The sequence below is a fragment of the Amycolatopsis sp. SB7-3 genome (assembly GCF_041021335.1).
Lineage (GTDB): Bacteria > Actinomycetota > Actinomycetes > Mycobacteriales > Pseudonocardiaceae > Amycolatopsis > Amycolatopsis japonica.
In genome coordinates this window covers 177,332-198,630 of sequence record NZ_JBFPJQ010000009.1, presented here as the reverse complement: position 1 = coordinate 198,630, position 21,299 = coordinate 177,332, and the positions used below count along the sequence as shown (strand labels likewise).

Genomic DNA, 21,299 nt, shown 5'->3' with positions numbered 1-21,299 from the left:
GATGTCGTGACGCACTGGGGAGGGGCGGGCTCTTGGAAGACCGGCGGTTGGAGACGCATCCGGATCTGATGGATCCGGAGTGGCGCGAGCACGCGGAAGTGGACGCCTGGCTGGGCTCGAAGAAGGACCTCAAGAAGCGGCGGAAGCAGGCGTCGCGCCGCGGGTTCCGGGTCTCCGGTGGGCCGGTGTTCGTCCTGGCGCTGATCGCGCTCGTGGTCGCGGCGGTCGTCGTGCACCGGGTACAGGGACGCGGCGTCAACGACGTACCCGGCTTCGGGCAGCCGCCGAAGGCCGCCCCTGTGTCTGGCGGGGTCGACCTGAACCGGCCTTATGACCGCACCCCCGCCGCGTACTGGCGCGAAGGCATCGCAGGGGTCATCGTGCCGCCGGGGCAGGCCGTCGGCGGTTTCACCACCGCGGAGGTCGACGCGGCGTACCGGACCGTGACGGAAGCCATCGCGGCGACTCGTCTGAGTTCCGGGGTGCTCCAGTACGCGGACGGCTCGGAGCTGCTCCGCTTGCTGGCCCCGAACGAACGCGTCCGGCTCGCACCGGCCCTCACCAGCCCGCTCACCGTCGAAAAAGGCAAGTACCTGACCCTCATCGGCCCGAACCGCCTGCTGCAGGTGAGCCCGCGCATGACCGGCTTCCTGACGGCGAGACCCGGCGAGAAGGGCGAACTGATCGTTCACGCGAGTTACACGACCGCCTACGCCTTCGACGCGCATCCTGGCGAGGCCCGGTCGCCGTCGGACATCGTCCCGTTCGTCCGCGACGAACAGGACTACGTGATCCGCAAAGCGCCACCGTTCGCCAAGGCCGACGCCGGCCTCAGCTTCGGCGAAGGCGCGGGTTATCACTCGAACATGGCGTGCGACGCGTTCAAGGCCGGCATCCTCGCACCCCAGTACGCTGACAAGAGCAAACCCGTCGACGGTGCGCCCGCGGTCGACGAAGTGGACACCTACGACCCGACGAAACCCCTGCCATCGACGGGCAACTGCGGTTAGCCGACCGAAAACCTGGGGAAGAGGACCGAGATGGACGAAGAGGACCGGCGGATCGAGACCCATCCGGATCTGATGAACCCGGATTGGCAGAAACACGCCGAACGTGACGCCTGGCTGGGTGCGAAGAAGGAACTCAAGAAGAAGCGTCGTAAGCAGCAGAAGGCAGCCGCGGGCGGCTACTCCGCGCCAGGGACGAGCCGGTGGCCGGGTATCGCGGCGCTCGTCGGCCTGATCGTGCTGGTCGTGGCCGCGGTGACGGTGAACGCGGTGCAGGAACGCGGCGTCAACGAGACACCTTGGTTCCCGCTCGACGAAGCGCAGATCAGCCGGATCGTCACCAACGCCTGACCCCTCGGTCGCGCGCGAAGACGGCAAGGCGCACGATGGGGTCATGACCCGCGAAGCACCCGCGAACGACGTTGACGAGACACAGCTCGAGGTCGGGAAACCGAAGAGCTGGGCGGCCGGGATCCCCGGGGTCGCCGTCTCCCTGATGCGCGGCATGGAGCAGATGGGCGCCGCGCGCACCGTGAAGACGCTGCGCCTGCTGAACCAGCGCGACGGCTTCGACTGTCCGGGTTGCGCTTGGCCGGAGCCGCGCGAGGTCGACGGCGAGCACCGTAAACTCGCCGAGTTCTGTGAGAACGGGGCGAAGGCCGTCGCCGAGGAGGCGACGAAGCGCCGGGTCGGCCGTGAGTTCTTCGCCCGGCACTCCATCCACGAGCTGGCGGACAAGACGGACTACTGGCTCGGCCAGCAGGGCCGCATCACCGAGCCGTTCGTGCTGCGCGAAGGGGCTTCGCACTACGAACCGATCTCCTGGGACGACGCGTTCACGCTGGTCGCGGACGAGCTGCGGGCGCTGAGCGACCCGAACGAGGCGATCTTCTACACCTCCGGCCGCACCAGCAACGAGGCCGCGTTCCTCTACCAGCTGCTCGTGCGCTCCTACGGCACCAACAACCTGCCGGACTGCTCCAACATGTGCCACGAGTCCTCCGGCGCGGCGCTCGCGGCCACGACCGGGATCGGCAAGGGCTCGGTGTCGCTCGCCGACATCCACAAGGCGGACCTCATCGTGGTGGTCGGCCAGAACCCGGGCACCAACCACCCGCGCATGCTGTCGGCGCTGGAGGAGGCCAAGGGCAACGGCGCGAAGATCATGGCGGTCAACCCGCTGCCCGAAGCCGGTCTGATGCGGTTCAAGAACCCGCAGAACGTCCGCGGCGTGGTCGGCAAGGGCACTCCGCTGGCCGACGAGTTCGCGCAGATCCGGCTGGGCGGCGACCTCGCGCTGTTCCAGGCGATCGGTCATCTCCTGTTGCAATGGGAGCAGGAGACCCCTGGCACGATCGTCGACCACGCCTTCATCGAGTCGTCCTCCGAAGGGTTCGAGGACTACGCGAAGCATCTGCGGGAGATCGACTGGGACGAGGTCGGCGCCGCGACCGGGCTGCCGCGTGAGCAGATCGAGCGGCTGGCGCGGATGATCGCCACGTCGAAGCGCACCATCTACTGCTGGGCGATGGGGCTGACACAGCACAAGCACGCGGTGCAGACCATCTCCGAGATCGCGAACCTGGCGCTGATGCGCGGCATGATCGGCGAGCCGGGCGCGGGCCTGTGCCCGGTGCGCGGGCACTCCAACGTCCAGGGCGACCGGACGATGGGCATCTGGGAGAAGATGCCGGAGTCCTTCATGGACAGTCTCGACGCGGAGTTCGGCATCAAGGTGCCGCGAGATTACGGTCACGACACCGTCGCCGCGATCCGCGCGATGCGAGACGGGCACGGCAAGGTCTTCTTCGCCGTCGGCGGCAATTTCGCTTCCGCCACACCGGACACGGAGCTCACGGAGAAGGCGCTCAAGTCGTGCTCCCTGACCGCGCACGTGTCGACGAAGCTCAACCGCTCGCACGTCGTGCCCGGCAGGACGGCGCTGATCCTGCCCACCCTCGGCCGCACGGAACGCGACGTCCAGGCCGGCGGCGAGCAGTTCGTCACCGTCGAGGACTCGATGTCGCAGGTGCACACCTCACGCGGCAGGCTGGCCCCGGCCAGCGAGCATCTGCTCTCCGAGGTCGCGATCATCTGCCACCTCGCCGAAGCCCTGCTCGGCGCCGGGCACGCCGTGCCGTGGCGGGATTTCCACGCCGACTACGACCTCATCCGCGACCGGATCGCGCGCGTCGTCCCCGGCTGCCACGACTACAACGCCCGGGTGCGCGAACCCGACGGGTTCGTCCTCCCGCACGCGCCGCGCGATTCCCGGCAGTTCAACGGAACCGCGAACGGCAAGGCGAACTTCACCGTCTCCGAACTCGAATACCCCCGGGTGCCCGAAGGCAGGCTGCTGCTGCAGACGATGCGCAGCCACGACCAGTACAACACCACCATCTACGGCCTTTCCGACCGCTACCGCGGCATCGAGGACGCGCGGCGCGTGGTGCTGGTCAACCCCGACGACCTGACCGCGCTCGGGCTGGCCGACGGCGCGATGGTCGACCTGGTCTCGGAATGGCGGGACGGCGACCGCCGGGCCCCGCGGTTCCGCGTGGTCTCCTACCCGACGGCGAAGGGCTGTGCGGCTGCGTACTTCCCCGAGGCGAACGCCTTGGTGCCGCTGGATTCGGTGGCGGACAAGTCGAACACCCCGGTGTCGAAGGCGATCGTGGTGCGGTTGGAGCCGGTGTCCGCACTTTAGGCCGCCCGCTTGGCGGTGCCGCGCGGCGCCGGACGGGGTCCACCGTGAAAGGGCCAACCCCTTTCGCGGAAAGGCTTGCCATGTCACGAAGATCGACCTCGCGTTGCTTCGCCGCCCTGGCCTCGCTCCTGCTCGTCGCGGTGCTGCCCGGCGCGGCCACCGCCGCCGCGGCCGCACCGCCGCCGCTGCCGTTCGTCTCCCAGCTCGACCTGTCCTGCTACCGGACCGAAGGCTACAAACCACCGCCGACGGAGCTCACCCTCAAGCACCTCAACCCGGTACTCGGGAAGCTGCCGCTGGAGACGGTCAAGCTCGGTGAACGCCAGCAGCTGTGCGTGCCAGTAGCGAAGAACGGCGTGATCCCACCGCCGGGGATCGTCGACTACGTCCGCTGGGTGGATCTGTCGTGCTACCGGATCGAAGGCCGCTCGGTGGACTTCCCGCTGACGCTGAGCCATCTGAACCCTGTCGTGCAGAAGCTCGGCGTCCAGGATTCGCATGTGACCCTGTTGTCCCCGGAGCAGTTGTGCGTCCCGGTCGCGAAGAACGGGACGCTGCCGCCGCCGGAGATCCTGTCGTTCGTGCGGCATATCGACCTCGAGTGCTATGCCCTGCGTGTCCTCGGCATTCCGACCATCCCGTTCCCGCTGACGCTGGGCCATCTCAACCCAGTGCTGGCCGACCGGCCGAAGACGGACGTGAAGGTCGGCAACGCACGGCAAGTGTGCGTCCCGGTGGCGAAACGCGGTGACGAGATCCCGCCCGGGGTGCTCGGCACCGTCCAGTGGCTGGATCTGGCGAAGGCGGACGTCAGCACCGCGCCGAGCGTCGTCGGACCGCTCACGCTGAAGCTGACCCATCTGAATCCGGTGCTGAGCCACCTTCCCGGCGAAGCGGCCGTCATCACCGAGCCGGTCCAGCTCGGCCTTCCGGTCGCGAAGAACGGGAAGATCCCGCCAAGGGAGTGACGCGGCTCAGTCGATGCAGTCGGCGCCATCGGCCGTGATCGGCGGCTCCGCCAGCGCACCGATCGCGCCCCCGCCCGCGGAGACGCCCGGTCCTTTGTAGACCTGGCCGAGGACGACCTCGATCTGGCCCGCCGCGACCGAATCGGCTTTCTGGACGTCCAGTCCGCCGAGCAGTTTCGCGATCTCCGCGGCGGGCCCGGCCGCGTCGCTGTACCGGACGACCGATGTCCGCCGTCCGGCCTCGGCCTTCGTGTCGCCCTTGCCGAAGCCCTTCTCCGCCAAGAGATCCGAGACGCGGGCGGCGAGACCGTCCTTGCCGCTCGCGTTGACGACGTCGACCTTGGGCCCGGCGGGCGCCTGCGGTGTCGTCGGCTGGACACCGATCAGCGAGGCGGCGAACGCGCGCACCTGGGCGGGATCGACCTGCACGGCGGTCCACGTCGGATGCCGGGGGTCGTAGCGGTAGTCGGGGTTGACCACCGGGATGGTCTCGAACGCGATCCCGCCGCCGGACACCCCGCGCATCTGCCGCACGAAGTCGAGCAGGTTCCACGAACCGTCGAGCACGACCGAACGCTTCACCGCGTCGATCAGGTCGGACACGCGCGCCGGGTTGGCGAGGGTGCCGCCGGAGAGCACCTGCTTCGCCAGTCCGGCGAGGAACACCTGCTGGCGGCGGACGCGGTCGAGGTCGCTGCGGGGCAGGTTCTTGCGCTGACGGACGAAGGCGAGCGCGTCGGCGCCCGCGATCGTCTGCCGCCCGGCGGGGAAGTCCGCGCCCGAATCACGGTCCTTGGTGGCCTTCTTCAGGCAGACCTCGACGCCGCCGACGGCCTTGCTGATCTCGTAGAAGCTCAGCAGGTTGACCTCGGCGAAGTGGTCGATCTTGACGCCGCTGAGCTCCTCGACGGCCTTCAGGGTCGCCTTCCGCGCCGCGGTGATCGCCTGCTTGTTGATCTCGGCCTTGTCGGTCTTGCCCGCCGCGCGCTGCTCGTTCGCCGAGGCGACCTTGGTCCGGCCGAAGATCTCGTTGATCTTGCTCTTGTCCTTCGTGCCCGGCTGCGCGACCCACGAGTCACGCGGGATCGAGAACGCTTTCACCGCCTGCTGGCCGTTGGGGATGCGGAGCACGATGAGCGTGTCGGTCAGGTCGTCGCCGTTCGCCCCGGCCCGCAGTTCCCGCAGGATCTCCGGCGGGAGCGGCCGGTCCTGGTTGTCGGTGCGCGCGTCGCGCCCGACCAGCAGGATGTCCAGCGAACCGTCGGCGGGCTGCTCCCCCGGATCCGGCGCCTCGATCACGTCCTCGCGGGTGATGCCGTCGAGCGACTCCAGCGTCGTGTATCCGTACGCGGTCCCGCCGAACACCGCCACCGCGAGCGCGGCGACCAGGACCTTCCCCAGCTTGTGCACGTCCCATAGACGCGCGGGAAGCCGTCACCGCTGCATCAGTGATCCAGTTCACATCCTGAGATGCGACGCGCCGTTCAGGTCGAGGATCGCCCCGGACGCCCACGCGGCCTCGCCGGAAGCCAGGTAGAGCACCGCGACCGCGACCTCCTCCGGCGTGCCGACCCGGCCGAACGGGCTCTCGCTTCGCGCGCCTTCGACCTTCGCCGCCACCCGGTCCGTCGCGGTGAAACCGGGCGCGACCGAGGTCACGGCGATCCCGTGCGGGGCGAGGGCGACGGCGAGCGACTGCCCCAGCGAGTGCAGCGCCGCCTTGCTCGCGCCGTACGCCGGGAACTCGGGCTCACCCTTGAAGGCTCCCCGCGAGCCGATGTTGACCACGCGGCCGGGCGCGCCGCGTTCGATCATGTGCCGCGCCACGCAGTAGGTCACGTTCGCGGTGCCGAGCACGTTGACGTCGAGCATCCGCCGCCAGACCCGCTGCCAGTCCTCATAGGACACTTCGGCGACGGGATGGGCCGCATCCGCGGAGGGCGCGAAGGCGGCGTTGTTCACGAGGACGTCCACCCCGTCCACCAGCGCCTCGGCCTCGTCGGCGACCCGTTGTGCCACTTCGGGTTCCGAAAGATCACCTTGGATCAGGCCGTGTCCGGAACCGGGCAGCCCGCCCAGCGTCCGCTCGGCTTCCTCCCGCTTCGAGGCGTAGTGGACGGCGACACGGTCGCCCTTTTCCGCGAAGGCGCGGGCGATCGCGCGGCCGATGCCGCGCGACGCCCCGGTGACCAGAACTCCCACGGAACCGACCCTACTTCAGCCGCCGAAGAGCTGGACCACCTTGCGAAACAGTTCGTAGACGCCGTAGGCGAACGGGAGCGCGACCCACAGCCACGCGAAGACCATCAGCCCGGTGCGGCGGCGTTCGGGTGCCTGTTCGGTCATCGGGCCTCACTCCTCGCGGGCTCGCCGGACGACGCCGGCTCGTGGTACTTCGGGTTGACCGGACGCACCAGCTCGTTCGCGACGAAACCGACGACCAGCAGGCCGATCATGATGAACAGCGACGTCGTGTACAGATCCGGGCCGACCTTGCCCGCCGACTTCTGGCTGTCGGCGATGGCGTTGACGATCAGCGGCCCGAGTACGCCTGCCATCGACCACGCGGTCAGCAGCCTGCCGTGGATCGCGCCCACCTGGTAGGTGCCGAAAAGGTCCTTCAGATACGCCGGCACGGTCGCGAAGCCGCCGCCGTAGAAGGATAGGATCAGCATCGCGCACAGGACGAACACTAGCTTCGAGGCGTTGGTGGTCAGCGCGATCACCAGGTACAGCAGGGCGCCGACGCCGAGGTAGAGCCGGTAGATGTTCTTGCGCCCCACCAGGTCCGAAGTGGACGACCAGACGAACCGGCCGAGCATGTTGGTCAGCGAAAGCAACGCGACGAATCCGGCCGCGGCGGCGGTGCCGACCGGTGTGGAGGTCTCGCGGAAGAAGTCCGCGATCATCGGCGAAGCCTTCTCCAGGATGCCGATGCCCGCGGTCACGTTGAAGCACAGGACCACCCAGAGAAGCCAGAACTGCGGCGTCCTGATGGCGTTGCGCGCCGACACGTTCGCGGTGGTGATCATCGCGTTGCCGTGGTCGGTCTTCGGTTCCCAGCCCTGCGGCTTCCAGCCGTCGGCGGGCACCCGCACCAGCAGGATGCCGAGGGTCATGAAGACCGCGTACACCAGGCCGTGCACGAGGAAGGCCGTCGCGACCGTCCCGATGGACCACGGCGCCGTGCCCAGCATCTGCGAAGACCACGGGGAGGCGATCAGCGCGCCGCCGCCGAAGCCCATGATCGCGATACCGGTGGCCATCCCCGGCCGATCCGGGAACCATTTGATCAACGTCGACACCGGCGAGATGTAGCCGATCCCGAGCCCGATGCCGCCGATCCCGCCCCAGCCGAGGACGACGAGCCAGTACTGCGACGTCGCCACGCCGAGCGCGGACAGCAGGAAGCCCGAGCTGAAACAGACCATCGAGACGAACATCGCCCAGCGCGGCCCGTTGCGTTCGACCAGCGTCCCGCCGAAGGCCGCCGACAGCCCGAGCATCACGATGCCGAGCTGGAACGGCAGCGCGCTCTCCGTCCCGGTGAGGCCGAGGGTCTTCTCCAGCGGCGGTTTGAAGACGCTCCACGCGTACGCCTGCCCGATCGAGAGGTGGACGGCCAGCGCGGCGGGCGGCACCAGCCAGCGGCTCCAGCCCGGTGATGCGACGATGCGGGAACGGTCCAGGAAGCCGACAGCCATCCGGCGCCTCCGTACTCTGAGGATGTGCACTGGGAATGTATTACTTAATTCCCGACGTTGCAGTATCCGAGTGTCGAATAAGCGGTCAGAAGGGTGGACAAGTGGGCAGGGTGACGGTGCGGCGTCCGGTGCGGAAGATCTCCGCGACCAAGGACGTGCGGCGGCCCGACGCGCTCGCGGCCGAAGAGCCGCTGGAGATCCGCGTCGGCGGCAAGGCACTCGCGGTCACCATGCGGACCCCCGGCAACGACGTCGAACTCGCGCACGGGTTCCTGTTGTCCGAAGGCGTGCTCGCCTCGCGCGAGGACGTCGCGGTCGCGCGGTACTGCGACGGCGTCGACGACCAGGGCCGCAACACCTACAACGTCCTGGACATCGCGCTGGCCGAAGGGGTCGCCCCGCCGGAGACCGGCGTCGAGCGGAACTTCTACACCACGTCCTCGTGCGGCGTCTGCGGCAAGGCCGCGCTCGACGCGGTGAAGCTGAAAAGCCGGTTTTCCCCGGAGAAGTCCGGATTCGCGGTGAGCACCGACGTGCTGGCGAAACTCCCGGACACGCTCCGCGCCCACCAGAAGGTGTTCTCCAGCACCGGTGGCCTGCACGCGGCCGCCCTGTTCGACGGCGACGGGAATCTCGACGTGGTCCGCGAGGACGTCGGCAGGCACAACGCCGTCGACAAGGTGCTGGGCTGGGCGCTGCAGGCGGGCCGGATCCCCGCGGCGGACACCGGGTTGCTGGTGTCCGGCCGCGCCTCGTTCGAACTGGTGCAGAAGGCCGCCATGGCCGGGATCGGCCTGCTGGCGGCCGTCTCCGCGCCGTCGTCGCTGGCCGCGGAACTGGCCGAGGAGAACGGCATGACCCTCATCGGTTTCCTGCGCGGCGACAGCATGAATCTCTACACCGGGGAACAACGGGTGCTCGGCCTCGACTGAGCGGCGAGGACGGGTGGAACCGTCCTCCTGTACCTACTGGCCGAAGTCCGCGAAGGCGTGACTCGCGTGATCGGGCACGTGACTCGCGTGGTCAGATGGACGACACACGTGATCGCGTGGACGACACCCGTGATTGGACGGACGGCTCGCGGTGGGGCTCGGCCGCGAGCGCGCCGTCCCGCTGATCACGAGTGTCGTCCTTCTGATCACGCGTGCCGTCCACGTAATCACGCGAAAGTACCGGTTCGGCACCGCCGGTCACGGGACCTTTACTCCGTGCCCACCCAGTTGCCGTGGAAACCGTTCGGCACCCGGTCCGGCAGGTGCACGGCGCCCACGGTCTCCAGTGTCTCCGCGTCCAAAATGGTCAGATCGCTCTTCTGCGTCGCGGGATCGTAGACGAACCCCATCACCACGCCCTCGTCCTCACCGGCGTCCACCGAGGACGGCACGAACACGAACTCCCCCACCTGCGCGCCGTCGCCGAATTCCCGCGACCGGACCGACCGGTTCCACAGATCGTGCTTCAGCAGGGAACCCGACGACGCCGAACCATCCTTTGTGGACACCGAGTAGCCGAACCGGTGCGGCCGCCCGACCAGCCGTTCGTCGACGCGCGGGAACTCCTGCCCCTGGTCGTCGAGACGTTCCTCGACGACCTTGCCGACGCTCAGGTCGACGGTCCAGCGGTCCAGGGTCGGCGGCCCCTCGGCCGGTCCGAGCAGCTCGGTGTCGAACATCTTCGGATGCCGGACGACGTCCAGCACGATGGTGTCGCCGTCGTCGTAGGCGTTCATCGGATGGAACACGTAGCACGGCTCGATCTCGAACCAGCGGACGTCGCCGTTGCCGCCGTCGCGCGGCATGACACCGATCCGCGCCGGGTACTTCGGGTTCCAGCGGTACGGCAGGCCGGCGTTGCCCGAGATCCGCTGACGCAGCCGCGCGCTGAGCGGATCCGGCACCTTCACCTTGCCCACCAGCGCGGACACCACCAGCTGCGCGGGCGTGCGCAGGAACGGCGGCACGGACGCGGCCACGGCCTGCTCGCTGTCGAAGGCGACGGGGAGGTCGTAGAAGACGACGTGCTTCTCGGTCAGGGAGAAGTCGTGCATCATCGGCGAACCGGCGACCTCGACGTCGACCGTGCGCCGCGCGCGGCCCTGAGCGTCGATCACCGAGTACTGGACCTTGTTCCCCGAGCCGAAGAAGTACGAGACGGCGTGCAGCTCACCGGTTTCCGGGTCCCGCTTCGGATGCGCGGTGTAGCCGCCGGGCAGGGTGCCGTCGAAATCGCAGGCACCCACGGTGTCGAGTTCGTCGGTCAGTTCGAAACTCGTGGCGCCGCCCTCGATCAGGGCGAGGGTCTTGCCCGCGTGGCCGATCACGTTCGTGTTGGCCCCCAGGCCGGCGGCCGTGCCGCCTTCCCAGCGTTCACCGAGCTCCCGCACGAGCCGGGGATTGCGCACCCAGCGGTTGCGGTACCACTCGGCGCGGCCGTCCCGCAGCCGGACGCCGTGCACCATGCCGTCGCCCATGAACCAGTGGTACGTCGCGGGGTCCACTTCGGACAGCGGGTTCGGCCCGTTCCGCAGATAACGCCCGTCCAGGTACTCCGGGATGTGCCCGGTGACGTTCAGTTCGGTGATCGTGTGCTCACGGCTGACCGGGGCGAAGTTGCCCTCGAGGAACTTGTTGCCCATCACAGACCCCTACCCTGGAATAACGATGTTATGCGCTCATTTATAACAGGGTTATGAGATACTGGCAAGCATGGCACCGAAACCCTCCGCCGCCGAGGTCAAGGGCAAGCTGATCGAGGCGGCGATCCGGCTGCTCGCGCACGGCGGCCCGGAGGCGCTCCAGGCGCGCAAGCTGGCGGCCGAGATCGGCGCGTCCACCATGGCCGTGTACACCCACTTCGGCGGGATGGGCGCGCTCGTGGACGAGGTCGCGCGCGAGGGATTCCGGCGGCTGTCGGCGAATCTGGGCCGGGTCGAGGAGACCGACGACCCGGCGGCCGACATCCTCACCCTGGCGCTGGCGTACCGGCGGACCGTCGTGGACGACCCGCAGCTCTACGCGGTGACCTTCGGCCAGAGCCAGCCCAGCGGGCAGAAGGTGACCCTCGGCGACATGACCAACGAGGAGACCCGCCAGAACGCCAGCGAAGAGGGCATCGAGGCCTTCGGCTACCTCGTCCGCGCCGCGAAGCGGGTGATCGACGCCGGCCGGTTCCGCCCCGCACCGGAGTTCGAGGTCGCCGCGCAGCTCTGGAGCGCCGTGCACGGCTACATCACGCTGGAGGTCGCCGGCCATTTCGGCGACGGCGAGAATGGTGTGGACCACATCCTGATTCCCCTGGCCACCGCCCTCGGCGTCGGTCTGGGCGACACTTACGAGGCCGCGACGCGGTCCGCCCGCCGCTCGATCGAGGCCTGGCGCGCGAAAGAGGGAAACATCGGCACCTGATCCGGCGATACCCCGGTCACAGGTCGGTGAATCGTGCAACCTTCGAGCGGAAACGCGCGTCTGACCTGGTGGAAGCTCTACGGGGGAAACGGGGATCGGTGAACGAGGACGACCAGGGGCACACGACGCTGCCGGGGGTGGACGGCGCCCGCCGGTGGCTGAGCCGTCGTTCCGTGCTGATCGCGGGCGCCTCCGGCCTCGGCGTCGCCGGTCTCGCCGCCGGAACGGCCACCGGAGCCCTGCCGTTCAGCGAAGCGCTCCAGCGGGCGCTCGGTGTCGCGTCGCCGACCCCGGCCACCCAGCTGGGCAGCCCGCGGGTCGAACGCGTCTACTCCGAAGCCCGCGGCCGCGAGGTCGATCTCGTGCTCATGCTGCCGACCAAGGCGCCGCCCAAGGGCCTGCCGATGTCGCTGATGCTGCACGGCCTCCACGGCACCGCGCGGCACGCGGCCCCGACGGGACTGCTGAAACAGCTCGGCAGCGAGGTCGCCCGCAAGGCGGTGCCCCCGTTCGGGTTCGTCGCCGTCGACGGCGGAGACCACTACTGGCACGAGAACAAGCCGGGCGACAACCCGATGGCGATGCTGCTCGAAGAGGTCCCCCGCTGGCTGGCCGCGCGCGGTCTCGGCGGCCGGGACGGGCAGCCGTTCGCCGCCACCGGGCTTTCGATGGGCGGCTTCGGCGCGCTGCTGTACACCCGTCGCCGTCTGGAACGCCGTCGCCCGCCCGCCGCGGTCGCGGCCCTCGCGCCCGCGCTGATCACGTCGTGGGCCGAGATGAGCAAACGGCGCGCGTTCCGCGACGCCGCCGACTGGGGCTCGCTGGACCCGTTGCGCCATATCGACGTCACCAAAAGCGTGCCGACGGGGATCTGGTGCGGGACCGAAGACCCGTTCATCGGCGGGGTGCGGAAGTTCATCTCCGAGGCGCGGCCCATGGTCGCGCACACCTCGCGCGGCAAGCACGGCGACGCCTTCAACCGCACGGTCGTGCCGAGCCTGATCGCGTTCCTCGGCAAACACGTCCCGAAGAACGCCTGAGCAGCTCAGACGCGGAAGTAGATCCTGGTCACCGTCGACCCGGGTCTCAAGTACTGCCGGACCAGGTCGGCGACCTGGTTCACCAGCACCAGGCCACGTCCGCCGATCTGTCCCGGCGAGGCGGGACGGCGGCCGGCCAGCGGATCGCTCAGCGTGCCTTCGTCGATGACCTCGCAGAGCACGTAGTCCTCTTCACGCCAGACGCGGACGACACCGTGGCCGGAGCCGTGCAGCACGCTGTTGGCGGACAGTTCGGCCACGGCGAGCACGAGATCTTCCACCCGCTCCAAAGCGAGCCCGTACTCCTCGGCCCGGTCCTGCGCGAAACTCCGCACCGCGCCGAGCCGGGAGAGGTCGAAGCGGAACGCGTCGGCCGCCCTCGGTTCGGGCAGCGGCAGGTTGTACTTCTCGACGACCGCGTCGGGCGCGTATCCAGCGCTCGGGCGGTCTCCCCCGGCGCCGGACAGCGTCGGATGGGTCCGCTCGGCGTCGGCGAGGACGTCGTCTTCGAGCCGGTTGCGGTCGTATGGACAGAGAATGCTCAGCTCGCGGTCCCCGAAGGCGAAATTGATCAGGGCCTCGTGCTGCGCGCACGCCGGGTATTCGAGGGCCGACCGGCCCGCCCAGATCGGCTCGCCGATGATCCGCACCGGACCCGGGCGGTTGTCCGCGAACGCGAGCAGCACGCCGGGGAGGATGCGGCCGGGATTGCGGCCCGCCTCGGTCATGTCGATGAACTCGACCGCGGCCGCCGAATCGCCCAAGGCCGCTTCGATCAGCGCCAGATTCCGGCCGGGGACGGCCACCGCGACGGGCTCATCGAGTTTCAGGCCCTCCAGGATGTACGGAACCGTACCGTTCAGATACTCGGTGTCACCGGAGTAGAGCAGGCCCACGTGGGAGAAGAGACCCGCGGTGACTGTCACGGTGTCGTCTTACCCCGCGAAGACGGTTTTGAAACCCTGCTAACGGAGGGAAAACGCGGAAACGGTGCCGGGCCGATCAGCCGAGCCAACGTCCCGCCATCGAGATCAGCCAGAATCCGGCGAGCGTCGCACCGGTGAACAACCCGGTCCAGGCGACGAGCGATCGGTTGGCCTCCGCGCTTTTCGCCGCCTTGAGCCGGACGAGCGCGTACGCCGAAACGGCGAAGAACGGCAGCGGGATCAGCGGCAGCGGCGACAAGCGGACGACCCCGGCCACCAGGCAGGTCGCCACCAGCACGCCCAGCGCGATCGTCAGCGCGCGCGGGAGCCACGGATGCCCGCGGTAGGCCCCGACGACGATACGTTCGGTGAGTTCGACGAGTCCCCTGACCTCGCGTGGACTCGCGGCTGCCAGCTCGGGAGCCTCGTTCTCGTCCTTCGTGGGAGTCAGCGGCACCTTCGCATCCTATCCCGGTCCGGTCGCCGGCCGGACCGGGCCGGAGAAAGCGATGCCCGGCCGGAAGTTTCCGGCCGGGCATCGCTGACGAAACAGCTTTTTGTCAGGCGGACTTCTCGCCGCGCTCGCTGCTGCGACGGCGTGACGGCTGACGCGCCACGATCGTCGGGTTCACGTTCTCGCGGACGGTCTGCTCGGTGATGACGACCTTCGCGACGTCGTCGCGGCTGGGGATGTCGTACATGACCGGCTGCAGGACCTCTTCCATGATCGCGCGCAGGCCACGGGCGCCGGTGCCGCGGAGCACGGCCTGGTCGGCGATGGCCTCGAGCGCGGTCTTGGTGAACTCCAGCTCGACGTTGTCCATCTCGAAGAGCTTCTTGTACTGCTTCACCAGCGCGTTGCGCGGCGTGGTCAGGATGCTGACCAGCGAGTCCTTGTCGAGGTGGGTCACCGTCGCCACGACCGGGAGACGCCCGATGAACTCCGGGATCAGCCCGAACTTGATCAGGTCCTCCGGCATGGTGTCGGAGAAGATGTCGCTCTCGTCGATCTCGGCCTTGGTGCGGATCTCCGCGCCGAACCCGAGGCCGCGTTTGCCGACCCGCTCGTTGATGATCTTCTCCAGCCCGGCGAACGCGCCGGCCACGATGAACAGCACGTTCGTCGTGTCGATCTGGATGAACTCCTGGTGCGGGTGCTTGCGGCCGCCCTGCGGCGGCACCGAGGCGGTGGTGCCCTCGAGGATCTTCAGCAGCGCCTGCTGCACGCCCTCGCCGGACACGTCGCGGGTGATCGACGGGTTCTCCGACTTGCGGGCGATCTTGTCGACCTCGTCGATGTAGATGATGCCCGTCTCGGCGCGCTTGACGTCGTAATCCGCCGCCTGGATCAGCTTGAGCAGGATGTTCTCGACGTCCTCGCCCACGTACCCGGCTTCGGTGAGCGCCGTGGCGTCCGCGATCGCGAACGGGACGTTCAGCATCTTCGCCAGGGTCTGGGCCAGATAGGTCTTGCCGCAGCCCGTGGGCCCCAGCATCAGGATGTTGGACTTCGCCAGCTCGACGGTCTCGTCCTTGGAATCCTTCGGCCCGGCCTTGTCGTCGGACTGCACACGCTTGTAGTGGTTGTACACCGCCACGGCCAGCGAACGCTTCGCGTCGTCCTGGCCGATGATGTACTGCTCGAGGAACTCGTGGATCTCGGCGGGTTTGGGCAGCTCGTCGAGCTTGACCTCACCGGCCTCGGCCAGTTCCTCTTCGATGATCTCGTTGCAGAGATCGATGCACTCATCGCAGATGTAGACCCCGGGGCCGGCAATGAGCTTCTTCACCTGCTTCTGGCTCTTGCCGCAGAAAGAACATTTCAGCAGGTCGCCGCCGTCACCGATCCGTGCCATGGCCGTTGACCTCGTCCCCTCCGGCGCGATACGCGCCTGACTGTCTTACCGCCCCGGTCACGGATGACCTCTCGGAGCCTCACACACTGCCACTGACGGTACCCGTCCGATGCCGCCGACGGGAGAACCAACGTCACATCTGAGCACGCCAGAAGCTGACCATAGACCAGGGGTCCGGTGCGTGTCGTCTCCCGACACGCACCGGTCCCCTCGCCCGATCAGCTGCTCGAAGCCTTGCGGTACTCGAGCACCTCGTCGACGATCCCGTACGCCTTGGCCTCGTCGGCCGTCAGGATCTTGTCGCGCTCGATGTCCTTCTTGACCTCGTCGGCGTCCTTGTTCGTGTGCTTCGCCAGGATGACCTCCATCTGGCGCCGCACCCGCTGGATCTCGTTGGCCTGGATCTCCAGGTCCGACACCTGGCCGTACGTGCCCTCGGTGGCGGGCTGGTGGATCAGCACGCGCGAGTTCGGCAGCGTGAACCGCTTGCCGGGGGTACCGGCGGCCAGCAGCACCGCGGCGGCCGAGGCGGCCTGGCCGATGCACATGGTGACGATGTCCGGGCGGACGTACTGCATCGTGTCGTAGATCGCCATCAGCGCGGTGAACGAACCACCGGGCGAGTTGATCAGGATCATGATGTCGCGGTCCGGGTCCTCGTGCTCGAGGTGCAGCAGCTGGACCATCACGTCGTTGGCCGACGCGTCGTCGATCTGCACGCCGAGCATGATCTGACGCTCTTCGTACAGCTTGTTGTACGGGTTCGATTCCTTGATGCCGTAGCTCGTGCGCTCGACGTACGAGGGCAGGACGTACCGCGACTGCGGCAGCTGGAGCCGCGACTGCATCCCGGGCGCCTGCGACCCGATCGGAAGCTGGAAGTTGCTCATTGAAATTCTCCTGTGTGCCGGGCGCGGATCAGCTGTTGGGAAGCGGGTTCTCACGGGTGAGGACCTGGTCCACGAAGCCGTAGTCCTTCGCCTCCTGCGCGGTGAACCAGCGGTCGCGGTCACCGTCCTTGACGATCTGCTCGACCGTCTGGCCGGTCTGCTCGGCGGTGATCCGGGCCAGCTCCTGCTTCCACTTGCCGAACACCTCGGCCTGGATGGCGATGTCGGAGGCCGTGCCGCCGACACCCGCCGAGGGCTGGTGCATGAGGATGCGCGCGTGCTGCAGCGCGTACCGCTTGCCGGGCGTGCCGGAGGAGAGCAGGAACTGCCCCATCGACGCGGCCAGGCCCATCGCGTAGGTCGCGACGTCCGGGCGGATCAGCTGCATGGTGTCGTAGATCGCGAAACCCGCGGTGACCGAGCCACCGGGCGAGTTGATGTAGAAGCGGATGTCCGACTCGGAGTCGTCTGCGTCGAGCAGCAACAACTGGGCGGTGATCCGGTTCGCGACCTCGTCGTTGACCTCGGAGCCGAGGACGACGATGCGCTCCTGGAGCAACCGCTCGAAGACCGAGTCGGTGAGGTTGAGCCCTGCGGTACCGGTCCGCGCCTGGGGCGTGTGCTGCGTCACGTCATGCCTGCCTTTTCGCCGACGGCGGCGGGTGGAACGTTCGCCGCCGCGTATGTCCAGATGCTTGAGGATCTTGCAACCGACCCTAACGAACTTGGGCGGTGCAGAATGCCTGACACCGCCCAAGTTCGCTTACAGCTTTACGGTCCGATTCGACCGGACCGGATATTCCCTACTCGGCCGCAGTCTTCGCGGTCTCCTCGGTGACCTGCGTCTCCTCGGCTGCGGGGCCGAAGAGCTCTTCGAGGTCGACCGTGGCGCCGGAGGCGTCGGTCACGGTGGTCTTGCGGACCACCGAGGCCAGCGCCTTGCCGCGGCGCACGTCGGCGTAGATCGCGGTCAGCTGACCGGACTGCTGCGCCCGCTGGACGTACTCGTCCGGGCTGACGCCGAAGCGCTGCGCCTGGTAGATGATCCGCTCGGTGAGCTCGCCGTCGTTGACCGACGTCTGCTCGGCGTCGGCGATGCTGTCCAGCAGCAGCTGCGTGCGGACCGCCTTCTCCGACTCCTCGCGGACCTCGGTGTCGAACTCTTCGATCGTGCGGCCTTCGGCCTCCAGCGCCTTCGCGAACTGCGCCTCGTCGTGGTCGAAGGGGTGGATCGCGTCGTGCTTGCGGTTCTCGATCTCGGCCTCGAGGACCTTCTCCGGGATCGCGACCTCGGTGCGCTCGAGGAGCTCCTCGAGGACCTTGTCACGGGCCTGGACGCCCTGCTGCATCTTCTTGACGCGGCCGAGGCGCTCGCGAAGGTCGTTCTTCAGCTCTTCGATCGTGTCGAATTCGCTCGCCATCTGGGCGAACTCGTCGTCCGCCTCGGGCAGCTCGCGCTGCTTGATGGTCTGCACGGTGACGGTGACGTCGGCGTCCTTGCCGGTGTGCTCGCCGGCGACCAGCTTCGTGGTGAAGGTCTTGGTCTCGCCGGCGTTCGCGCCGATGATCGCCTCGTCGATGCCGTCGACGAGCTGGCCGGAGCCGATCTCGTAGGACAGGCCGGTGGTCGAGGCCTCCTCGACCTCCTGGCCGTCGACGGTGGCCGCGAGGTCGATCGAGACGAAGTCGCCGTTCTCGGCCGGGCGGTCGACACCGGTCAGCGTGCCGAAGCGGGCGCGCAGCTCGTCGAGCTGCTCGTCGACCTCGGCGTCGGTCAGTTCGACGTCGTCGACGCTGACCGCGAAGCCCTCGAGGTCGGGCAGCGAGATCTCCGGGCGGATGTCGACTTCGGCGGTGAACTCGAGGACCTCGCGGTCCTCCAGCTTGGTCACCTCGAACTCGGGCTGGCCCAGCGTGCGGACCTCGCCCGCGCGCACGGCTTCCATGTACTTGGCCGGAATGACCTCGTTGACGACCTCGTCGAGCACCGGGGCTCGCCCGATCCGGCTTTCCAGCACGCGAGCCGGCGCCTTGCCCGGGCGGAAGCCGGGGATGCGCACCTGCTGGGCGATCTTGCGGTAGGCGCGGTCGAAGTTCGGCTTGAGCTCGTCGAACGGCACCTCGACATTGATCTTGACTCGCGTCGGGCTGAGCTGCTCGACGGTGCTCTTCAACGTATTCTCCTCGAGCGGTAAACGATGTGTTGGGGCATCCGCGCATCTTCGACGGCGGATGTGCCCTGGTCACCTTGCAGACCGGGCCGTCCGAGTCTAGGCCGTGTCCCTTCCCGGCCCGGTCCCGGGGCCATCAGCCCGCCCTCGCCCGCCGGTCACAGGTTTCGAACCACGTCGGACCATCAGGCCCCTGACCACCCGATCGGACCAGTTTTCGGTTCTTCTCTGTTACGAACCGGCCCTTTCCTGGACACGGATGCGTGCCACGCTTCACCATCGGACGCCGTGACGAGGCGTTTCGGCGATCGGATGAAGTTTACAAACCAGTACTAATTGTCTACGGTGTGCAAGCTTGTCCCGGTAGCCATCGACCGAGGGGAACGATCGATGACCGTCGCCGTAACCCGGTCCGAGGACACGGGGGAATCACCCGAGAGAAGACCGAGACGCGGTGTGCCCAATCCGCGGCTGCCGCTGCCACTGGTCTCGGTACCGACCGTGCTGCTGTTCACCGGCGGTGTCATGGTCTGGACGGGCGCCACCTGGCTGGTCGTCACCGAGGCCGCGCCGCTGTGGGTGACCATTCCCCTGCACGCGCTCGTCACCTTCACCATGTTCACCGTGCTGCACGAGTCGACGCATCACGCGGCCGGGCGGCTCACCTGGGTCAACGAACTGCTCGGCAGGCTCGCGATGCCGTTCGTGGCGGCCTACGGCTCCTTTCCCCTGGTGCGCTACATCCATCTGGAGCACCACCGCAACACCAACGAGGACGCCCACACCGACCCCGACGCCTGGACCGCGCACGGCCCCTGGTGGCAGTTGCCGCTGCGCTGGCTGACCATCGACTTCTGGTACGCCCGTTTCTACGTGGCCCGGCAGCGCACGCGGCCGCCGTCGGAGCGGATCGAGACCGCGGCCGTCATCACGCTGAGCCTCGCCGCGTTCGCCTGGCTGACCGTCAGCGGCCACGGCTGGGAACTGTTGATGGTCTACCTGATCCCGCAGCGCGTCGGGCTGGCCGTGCTGGCCTGGTGGTTCGACTGGCTGCCGCATCACGACCTCGGCGCGCAGCGGCAGAACCGGTTCGGCGCCACCCGCGTCCGCGTCGGGCTCGAATGGCTGATGACGCCGATCATGCTGTGCCAGAACTACCACCTGGTGCACCATCTCCACCCGGCCATCCCGTTTTACCGGTACCTGCGCACCTGGCGGGACAACCGCGACGCCTACCTCGCCAGGGACGTCCCGATCGCGACCCCGTGGGGCCGCGAGCTGACGGCGGCGGAGTACCGCGAATGGCGGCGGCTCACCGGCTCGTTCGACGAGGAACCGCCCGCACCGCAGCCACTGCGGCCGAGCCGGTTCCACTCGCTGCGGGTCGCCGAGGTCCGGCCGCTGTGCGAGGGCGCGGTCACGGTGACGTTCGAGGTGCCGGAGCGGCTGCGCGAGACCTTCCAGTTCACCCCCGGCCAGCACCTCGTCATCCGCGCGGAGGTCGACGGGGAAGAGGTGCGGCGCGCCTACTCGATCTGCTCGACACCGGACTCCGGTGAGCTGCGGATCGCGATCAAGCACCAGCTCGGCGGCGCGTTCTCGACGTTCGCCACCACGGAACTCGCGGCGGGCGACGTACTGGACGTCCTGCCGCCGGACGGCGAGTTCACGCTGATCCCGGAGCGCGGCCGCGCCGGTCGTTACGTCGCGCTCGCCGCGGGCAGCGGGATCACGCCGATCCTGTCGATCCTGACCGCGACCCTGCGGAACGAGCCGAACAGCAAGGCGACCTTGCTGTACATCAACACCTCCGGCGCCAGCACGATGTTCGCCGGCGAGCTCGGCGAACTCGCCGCGCGGCTGGGCGGACGGCTGCACATCGTGCACTACCGCACCGACGAACGCGACCCGGATCTGCGCACGCACCGGCTCGAGAAGCCGTTCGACATCGTCGGCGAGGCGCTGGCCATCTCGCACGAGCGCTACCAGCGCGGCCGTCTCGACAGCACCCGCCTCCGCGCGCTGCTGCAGGCACGGCTGCACCCGGCGAAGGTGGACGACTGGTTCCTGTGCGGCCCGCGCGACCTCGTCGACATGGCCCGCCGGACGCTCGCCGACCGGGACGTCCCGGAGGAAAACGTCCACTTCGAACTGTTCCAGGGCGCGCTTCCCGTGCGACCCTCGCGGCGCCCCGGCCCGACGCTGACCGTCACCGCGGGCGGGAAGACCGTCGAAATCCCCGCGACCGTGGGCGAAACCGTGCTCAGCGCCGCGCTCCGGCACGGCGTCGACGCGCCATACGCGTGCGTCGGCGGGGCTTGCGGCACGTGCCGGGCGACCGTGGTGCGGGGCAGCGCGCGGATGGACGTCCACTACGCGCTCGGGGACGACGAGGTCGCCGCGGGCCGGATCCTGACCTGCCGGGCGGTGGCGACCTCGCCCGAACTCGGCGTCGACTACGACCGCTGATCGGCCCCGGCCCCGGCCGAGTCGGTTGCGTGACTGAGTGGACGGCACGTGTGATTGGACAGACGACACGCGTGACTGGGTGGACGACACTCGGACGCGACCGGTCCTGCCGCGAGGCGTCCAGCTGGACACGCGTGTCGTCCGTCTGATCACACGT

Annotated in this window: 19 protein-coding genes; 8 read left to right on the top strand and 11 right to left on the bottom strand. The window is 68.5% G+C overall.

What is annotated here, in order from left to right; all coding sequences use genetic code 11:
- Nucleotides 1-32: 32 nt before the first annotated feature.
- The 4 genes from AB8M46_RS38665 to AB8M46_RS38650 all read left to right on the top strand — a co-directional run bounded on the left by AB8M46_RS38665 (nucleotide 33) and on the right by AB8M46_RS38650 (nucleotide 4,682).
- Nucleotides 33-1,010, top strand: coding sequence for a hypothetical protein (locus AB8M46_RS38665; RefSeq protein WP_394363391.1), 978 nt, complete (start codon nucleotides 33-35; stop codon nucleotides 1,008-1,010).
- A gap of 30 nt (nucleotides 1,011-1,040) precedes the next feature.
- Entirely contained in the window at nucleotides 1,041-1,358 is a 318-nt protein-coding gene (locus AB8M46_RS38660; protein ID WP_378424195.1) for a hypothetical protein, read from the top strand.
- A 43-nt stretch (nucleotides 1,359-1,401) separates the two neighbouring features.
- Nucleotides 1,402-3,714, top strand: coding sequence for an FdhF/YdeP family oxidoreductase (locus AB8M46_RS38655; protein ID WP_394363390.1), 2,313 nt, complete (start codon nucleotides 1,402-1,404; stop codon nucleotides 3,712-3,714).
- 80 nt (nucleotides 3,715-3,794) lie between these two features.
- On the top strand, nucleotides 3,795-4,682 hold the full coding sequence (locus AB8M46_RS38650; protein ID WP_394363389.1) for a hypothetical protein: 888 nt from the start codon (nucleotides 3,795-3,797) through the stop codon (nucleotides 4,680-4,682).
- A 6-nt stretch (nucleotides 4,683-4,688) separates the two neighbouring features.
- On the opposite strand, the gene AB8M46_RS38645 is transcribed toward AB8M46_RS38650, so the two are convergent.
- From AB8M46_RS38645 to AB8M46_RS38630, 4 genes are read right to left on the bottom strand one after another with little or no spacing between them, the layout of a single operon-like run.
- Nucleotides 4,689-6,092 carry an LCP family protein gene (locus AB8M46_RS38645; protein WP_394363388.1) on the bottom strand — a complete coding sequence of 468 codons (1,404 nt, stop codon included), beginning with the start codon at nucleotides 6,090-6,092 and terminating at the stop codon, nucleotides 4,689-4,691.
- Between the two features lie 48 nt (nucleotides 6,093-6,140).
- Entirely contained in the window at nucleotides 6,141-6,884 is a 744-nt protein-coding gene (locus AB8M46_RS38640; protein ID WP_394363387.1) for an SDR family NAD(P)-dependent oxidoreductase, read from the bottom strand.
- Between the two features lie 15 nt (nucleotides 6,885-6,899).
- Complete coding sequence (locus AB8M46_RS38635) at nucleotides 6,900-7,028, bottom strand: hypothetical protein (protein ID WP_255355414.1); 129 nt, start codon at nucleotides 7,026-7,028, stop codon at nucleotides 6,900-6,902.
- Nucleotides 7,025-8,386, bottom strand: a complete 1,362-nt coding sequence (locus AB8M46_RS38630; RefSeq protein WP_125737457.1) for an OFA family MFS transporter — start codon at nucleotides 8,384-8,386, stop codon at nucleotides 7,025-7,027. Before AB8M46_RS38630 ends, AB8M46_RS38635 begins: the two co-directional genes overlap by 4 nt.
- 101 nt (nucleotides 8,387-8,487) lie before the next feature.
- On the opposite strand from AB8M46_RS38630, the gene fdhD reads away from it, so the two are divergent.
- A complete protein-coding gene (fdhD, locus tag AB8M46_RS38625; RefSeq protein WP_394363386.1) occupies nucleotides 8,488-9,318 on the top strand; it encodes a formate dehydrogenase accessory sulfurtransferase FdhD in 831 nt (276 codons plus the stop codon).
- 269 nt (nucleotides 9,319-9,587) lie between these two features.
- On the opposite strand, the gene AB8M46_RS38620 is transcribed toward fdhD, so the two are convergent.
- Entirely contained in the window at nucleotides 9,588-11,021 is a 1,434-nt protein-coding gene (locus AB8M46_RS38620; protein ID WP_394363385.1) for a carotenoid oxygenase family protein, read from the bottom strand.
- Between the two features lie 70 nt (nucleotides 11,022-11,091).
- Between AB8M46_RS38620 and AB8M46_RS38615 the strand changes: the two genes are divergently transcribed.
- Both AB8M46_RS38615 and AB8M46_RS38610 read left to right on the top strand, forming a co-directional pair.
- Nucleotides 11,092-11,790, top strand: a complete 699-nt coding sequence (locus tag AB8M46_RS38615) for a TetR/AcrR family transcriptional regulator (protein ID WP_125737460.1) — start codon at nucleotides 11,092-11,094, stop codon at nucleotides 11,788-11,790.
- 98 nt (nucleotides 11,791-11,888) lie between these two features.
- On the top strand, nucleotides 11,889-12,830 hold the full coding sequence (locus AB8M46_RS38610) for an alpha/beta hydrolase family protein (RefSeq protein ID WP_037347565.1): 942 nt from the start codon (nucleotides 11,889-11,891) through the stop codon (nucleotides 12,828-12,830).
- A 5-nt stretch (nucleotides 12,831-12,835) separates the two neighbouring features.
- Here AB8M46_RS38610 and AB8M46_RS38605 read toward each other — a convergent pair whose 3' ends face one another.
- From AB8M46_RS38605 to tig, 6 genes are all read right to left on the bottom strand, one after another.
- Nucleotides 12,836-13,756 carry an anti-sigma factor RsbA family regulatory protein gene (locus AB8M46_RS38605; protein WP_394363384.1) on the bottom strand — a complete coding sequence of 307 codons (921 nt, stop codon included), beginning with the start codon at nucleotides 13,754-13,756 and terminating at the stop codon, nucleotides 12,836-12,838.
- Between the two features lie 76 nt (nucleotides 13,757-13,832).
- Complete coding sequence (locus AB8M46_RS38600; RefSeq protein ID WP_037347567.1) at nucleotides 13,833-14,213, bottom strand: hypothetical protein; 381 nt, start codon at nucleotides 14,211-14,213, stop codon at nucleotides 13,833-13,835.
- A gap of 103 nt (nucleotides 14,214-14,316) precedes the next feature.
- Nucleotides 14,317-15,612, bottom strand: coding sequence for an ATP-dependent Clp protease ATP-binding subunit ClpX (gene clpX / locus AB8M46_RS38595; protein WP_016332355.1), 1,296 nt, complete (start codon nucleotides 15,610-15,612; stop codon nucleotides 14,317-14,319).
- 218 nt (nucleotides 15,613-15,830) lie between these two features.
- Nucleotides 15,831-16,502, bottom strand: a complete 672-nt coding sequence (locus AB8M46_RS38590; protein ID WP_016332354.1) for an ATP-dependent Clp protease proteolytic subunit — start codon at nucleotides 16,500-16,502, stop codon at nucleotides 15,831-15,833.
- 28 nt (nucleotides 16,503-16,530) lie between these two features.
- On the bottom strand, nucleotides 16,531-17,133 hold the full coding sequence (locus AB8M46_RS38585) for a ClpP family protease (RefSeq protein ID WP_016332353.1): 603 nt from the start codon (nucleotides 17,131-17,133) through the stop codon (nucleotides 16,531-16,533).
- Between the two features lie 172 nt (nucleotides 17,134-17,305).
- Nucleotides 17,306-18,676 carry a trigger factor gene (gene tig / locus AB8M46_RS38580; protein ID WP_037347570.1) on the bottom strand — a complete coding sequence of 457 codons (1,371 nt, stop codon included), beginning with the start codon at nucleotides 18,674-18,676 and terminating at the stop codon, nucleotides 17,306-17,308.
- A 453-nt stretch (nucleotides 18,677-19,129) separates the two neighbouring features.
- Between tig and AB8M46_RS38575 the strand changes: the two genes are divergently transcribed.
- Nucleotides 19,130-21,142 (top strand): fatty acid desaturase, encoded by a 2,013-nt coding sequence (locus tag AB8M46_RS38575; protein WP_394363400.1) that lies wholly within the window; start codon nucleotides 19,130-19,132, stop codon nucleotides 21,140-21,142.
- Nucleotides 21,143-21,299 lie beyond the last annotated feature (157 nt).

What these genes read in the sequence shown, in the direction of transcription:
- AB8M46_RS38660 (WP_378424195.1), top strand. Translation starts at nt 1,041, where the DNA reads ATGGACGAAGAGGACCGGCGGATCGAGACCCATCCGGATCTGATGAAC.
- AB8M46_RS38655 (WP_394363390.1), top strand. Translation starts at nt 1,402, where the DNA reads ATGACCCGCGAAGCACCCGCGAACGACGTTGACGAGACACAGCTCGAG.
- AB8M46_RS38650 (WP_394363389.1), top strand. Translation starts at nt 3,795, where the DNA reads ATGTCACGAAGATCGACCTCGCGTTGCTTCGCCGCCCTGGCCTCGCTC.
- AB8M46_RS38635 (WP_255355414.1), bottom strand. Translation starts at nt 7,028, where the DNA reads ATGACCGAACAGGCACCCGAACGCCGCCGCACCGGGCTGATGGTCTTC.
- AB8M46_RS38630 (WP_125737457.1), bottom strand. Translation starts at nt 8,386, where the DNA reads ATGGCTGTCGGCTTCCTGGACCGTTCCCGCATCGTCGCATCACCGGGC.
- AB8M46_RS38620 (WP_394363385.1), bottom strand. Translation starts at nt 11,021, where the DNA reads ATGGGCAACAAGTTCCTCGAGGGCAACTTCGCCCCGGTCAGCCGTGAG.
- AB8M46_RS38615 (WP_125737460.1), top strand. Translation starts at nt 11,092, where the DNA reads ATGGCACCGAAACCCTCCGCCGCCGAGGTCAAGGGCAAGCTGATCGAG.
- clpX (WP_016332355.1), bottom strand. Translation starts at nt 15,612, where the DNA reads ATGGCACGGATCGGTGACGGCGGCGACCTGCTGAAATGTTCTTTCTGC.
- AB8M46_RS38590 (WP_016332354.1), bottom strand. Translation starts at nt 16,502, where the DNA reads ATGAGCAACTTCCAGCTTCCGATCGGGTCGCAGGCGCCCGGGATGCAG.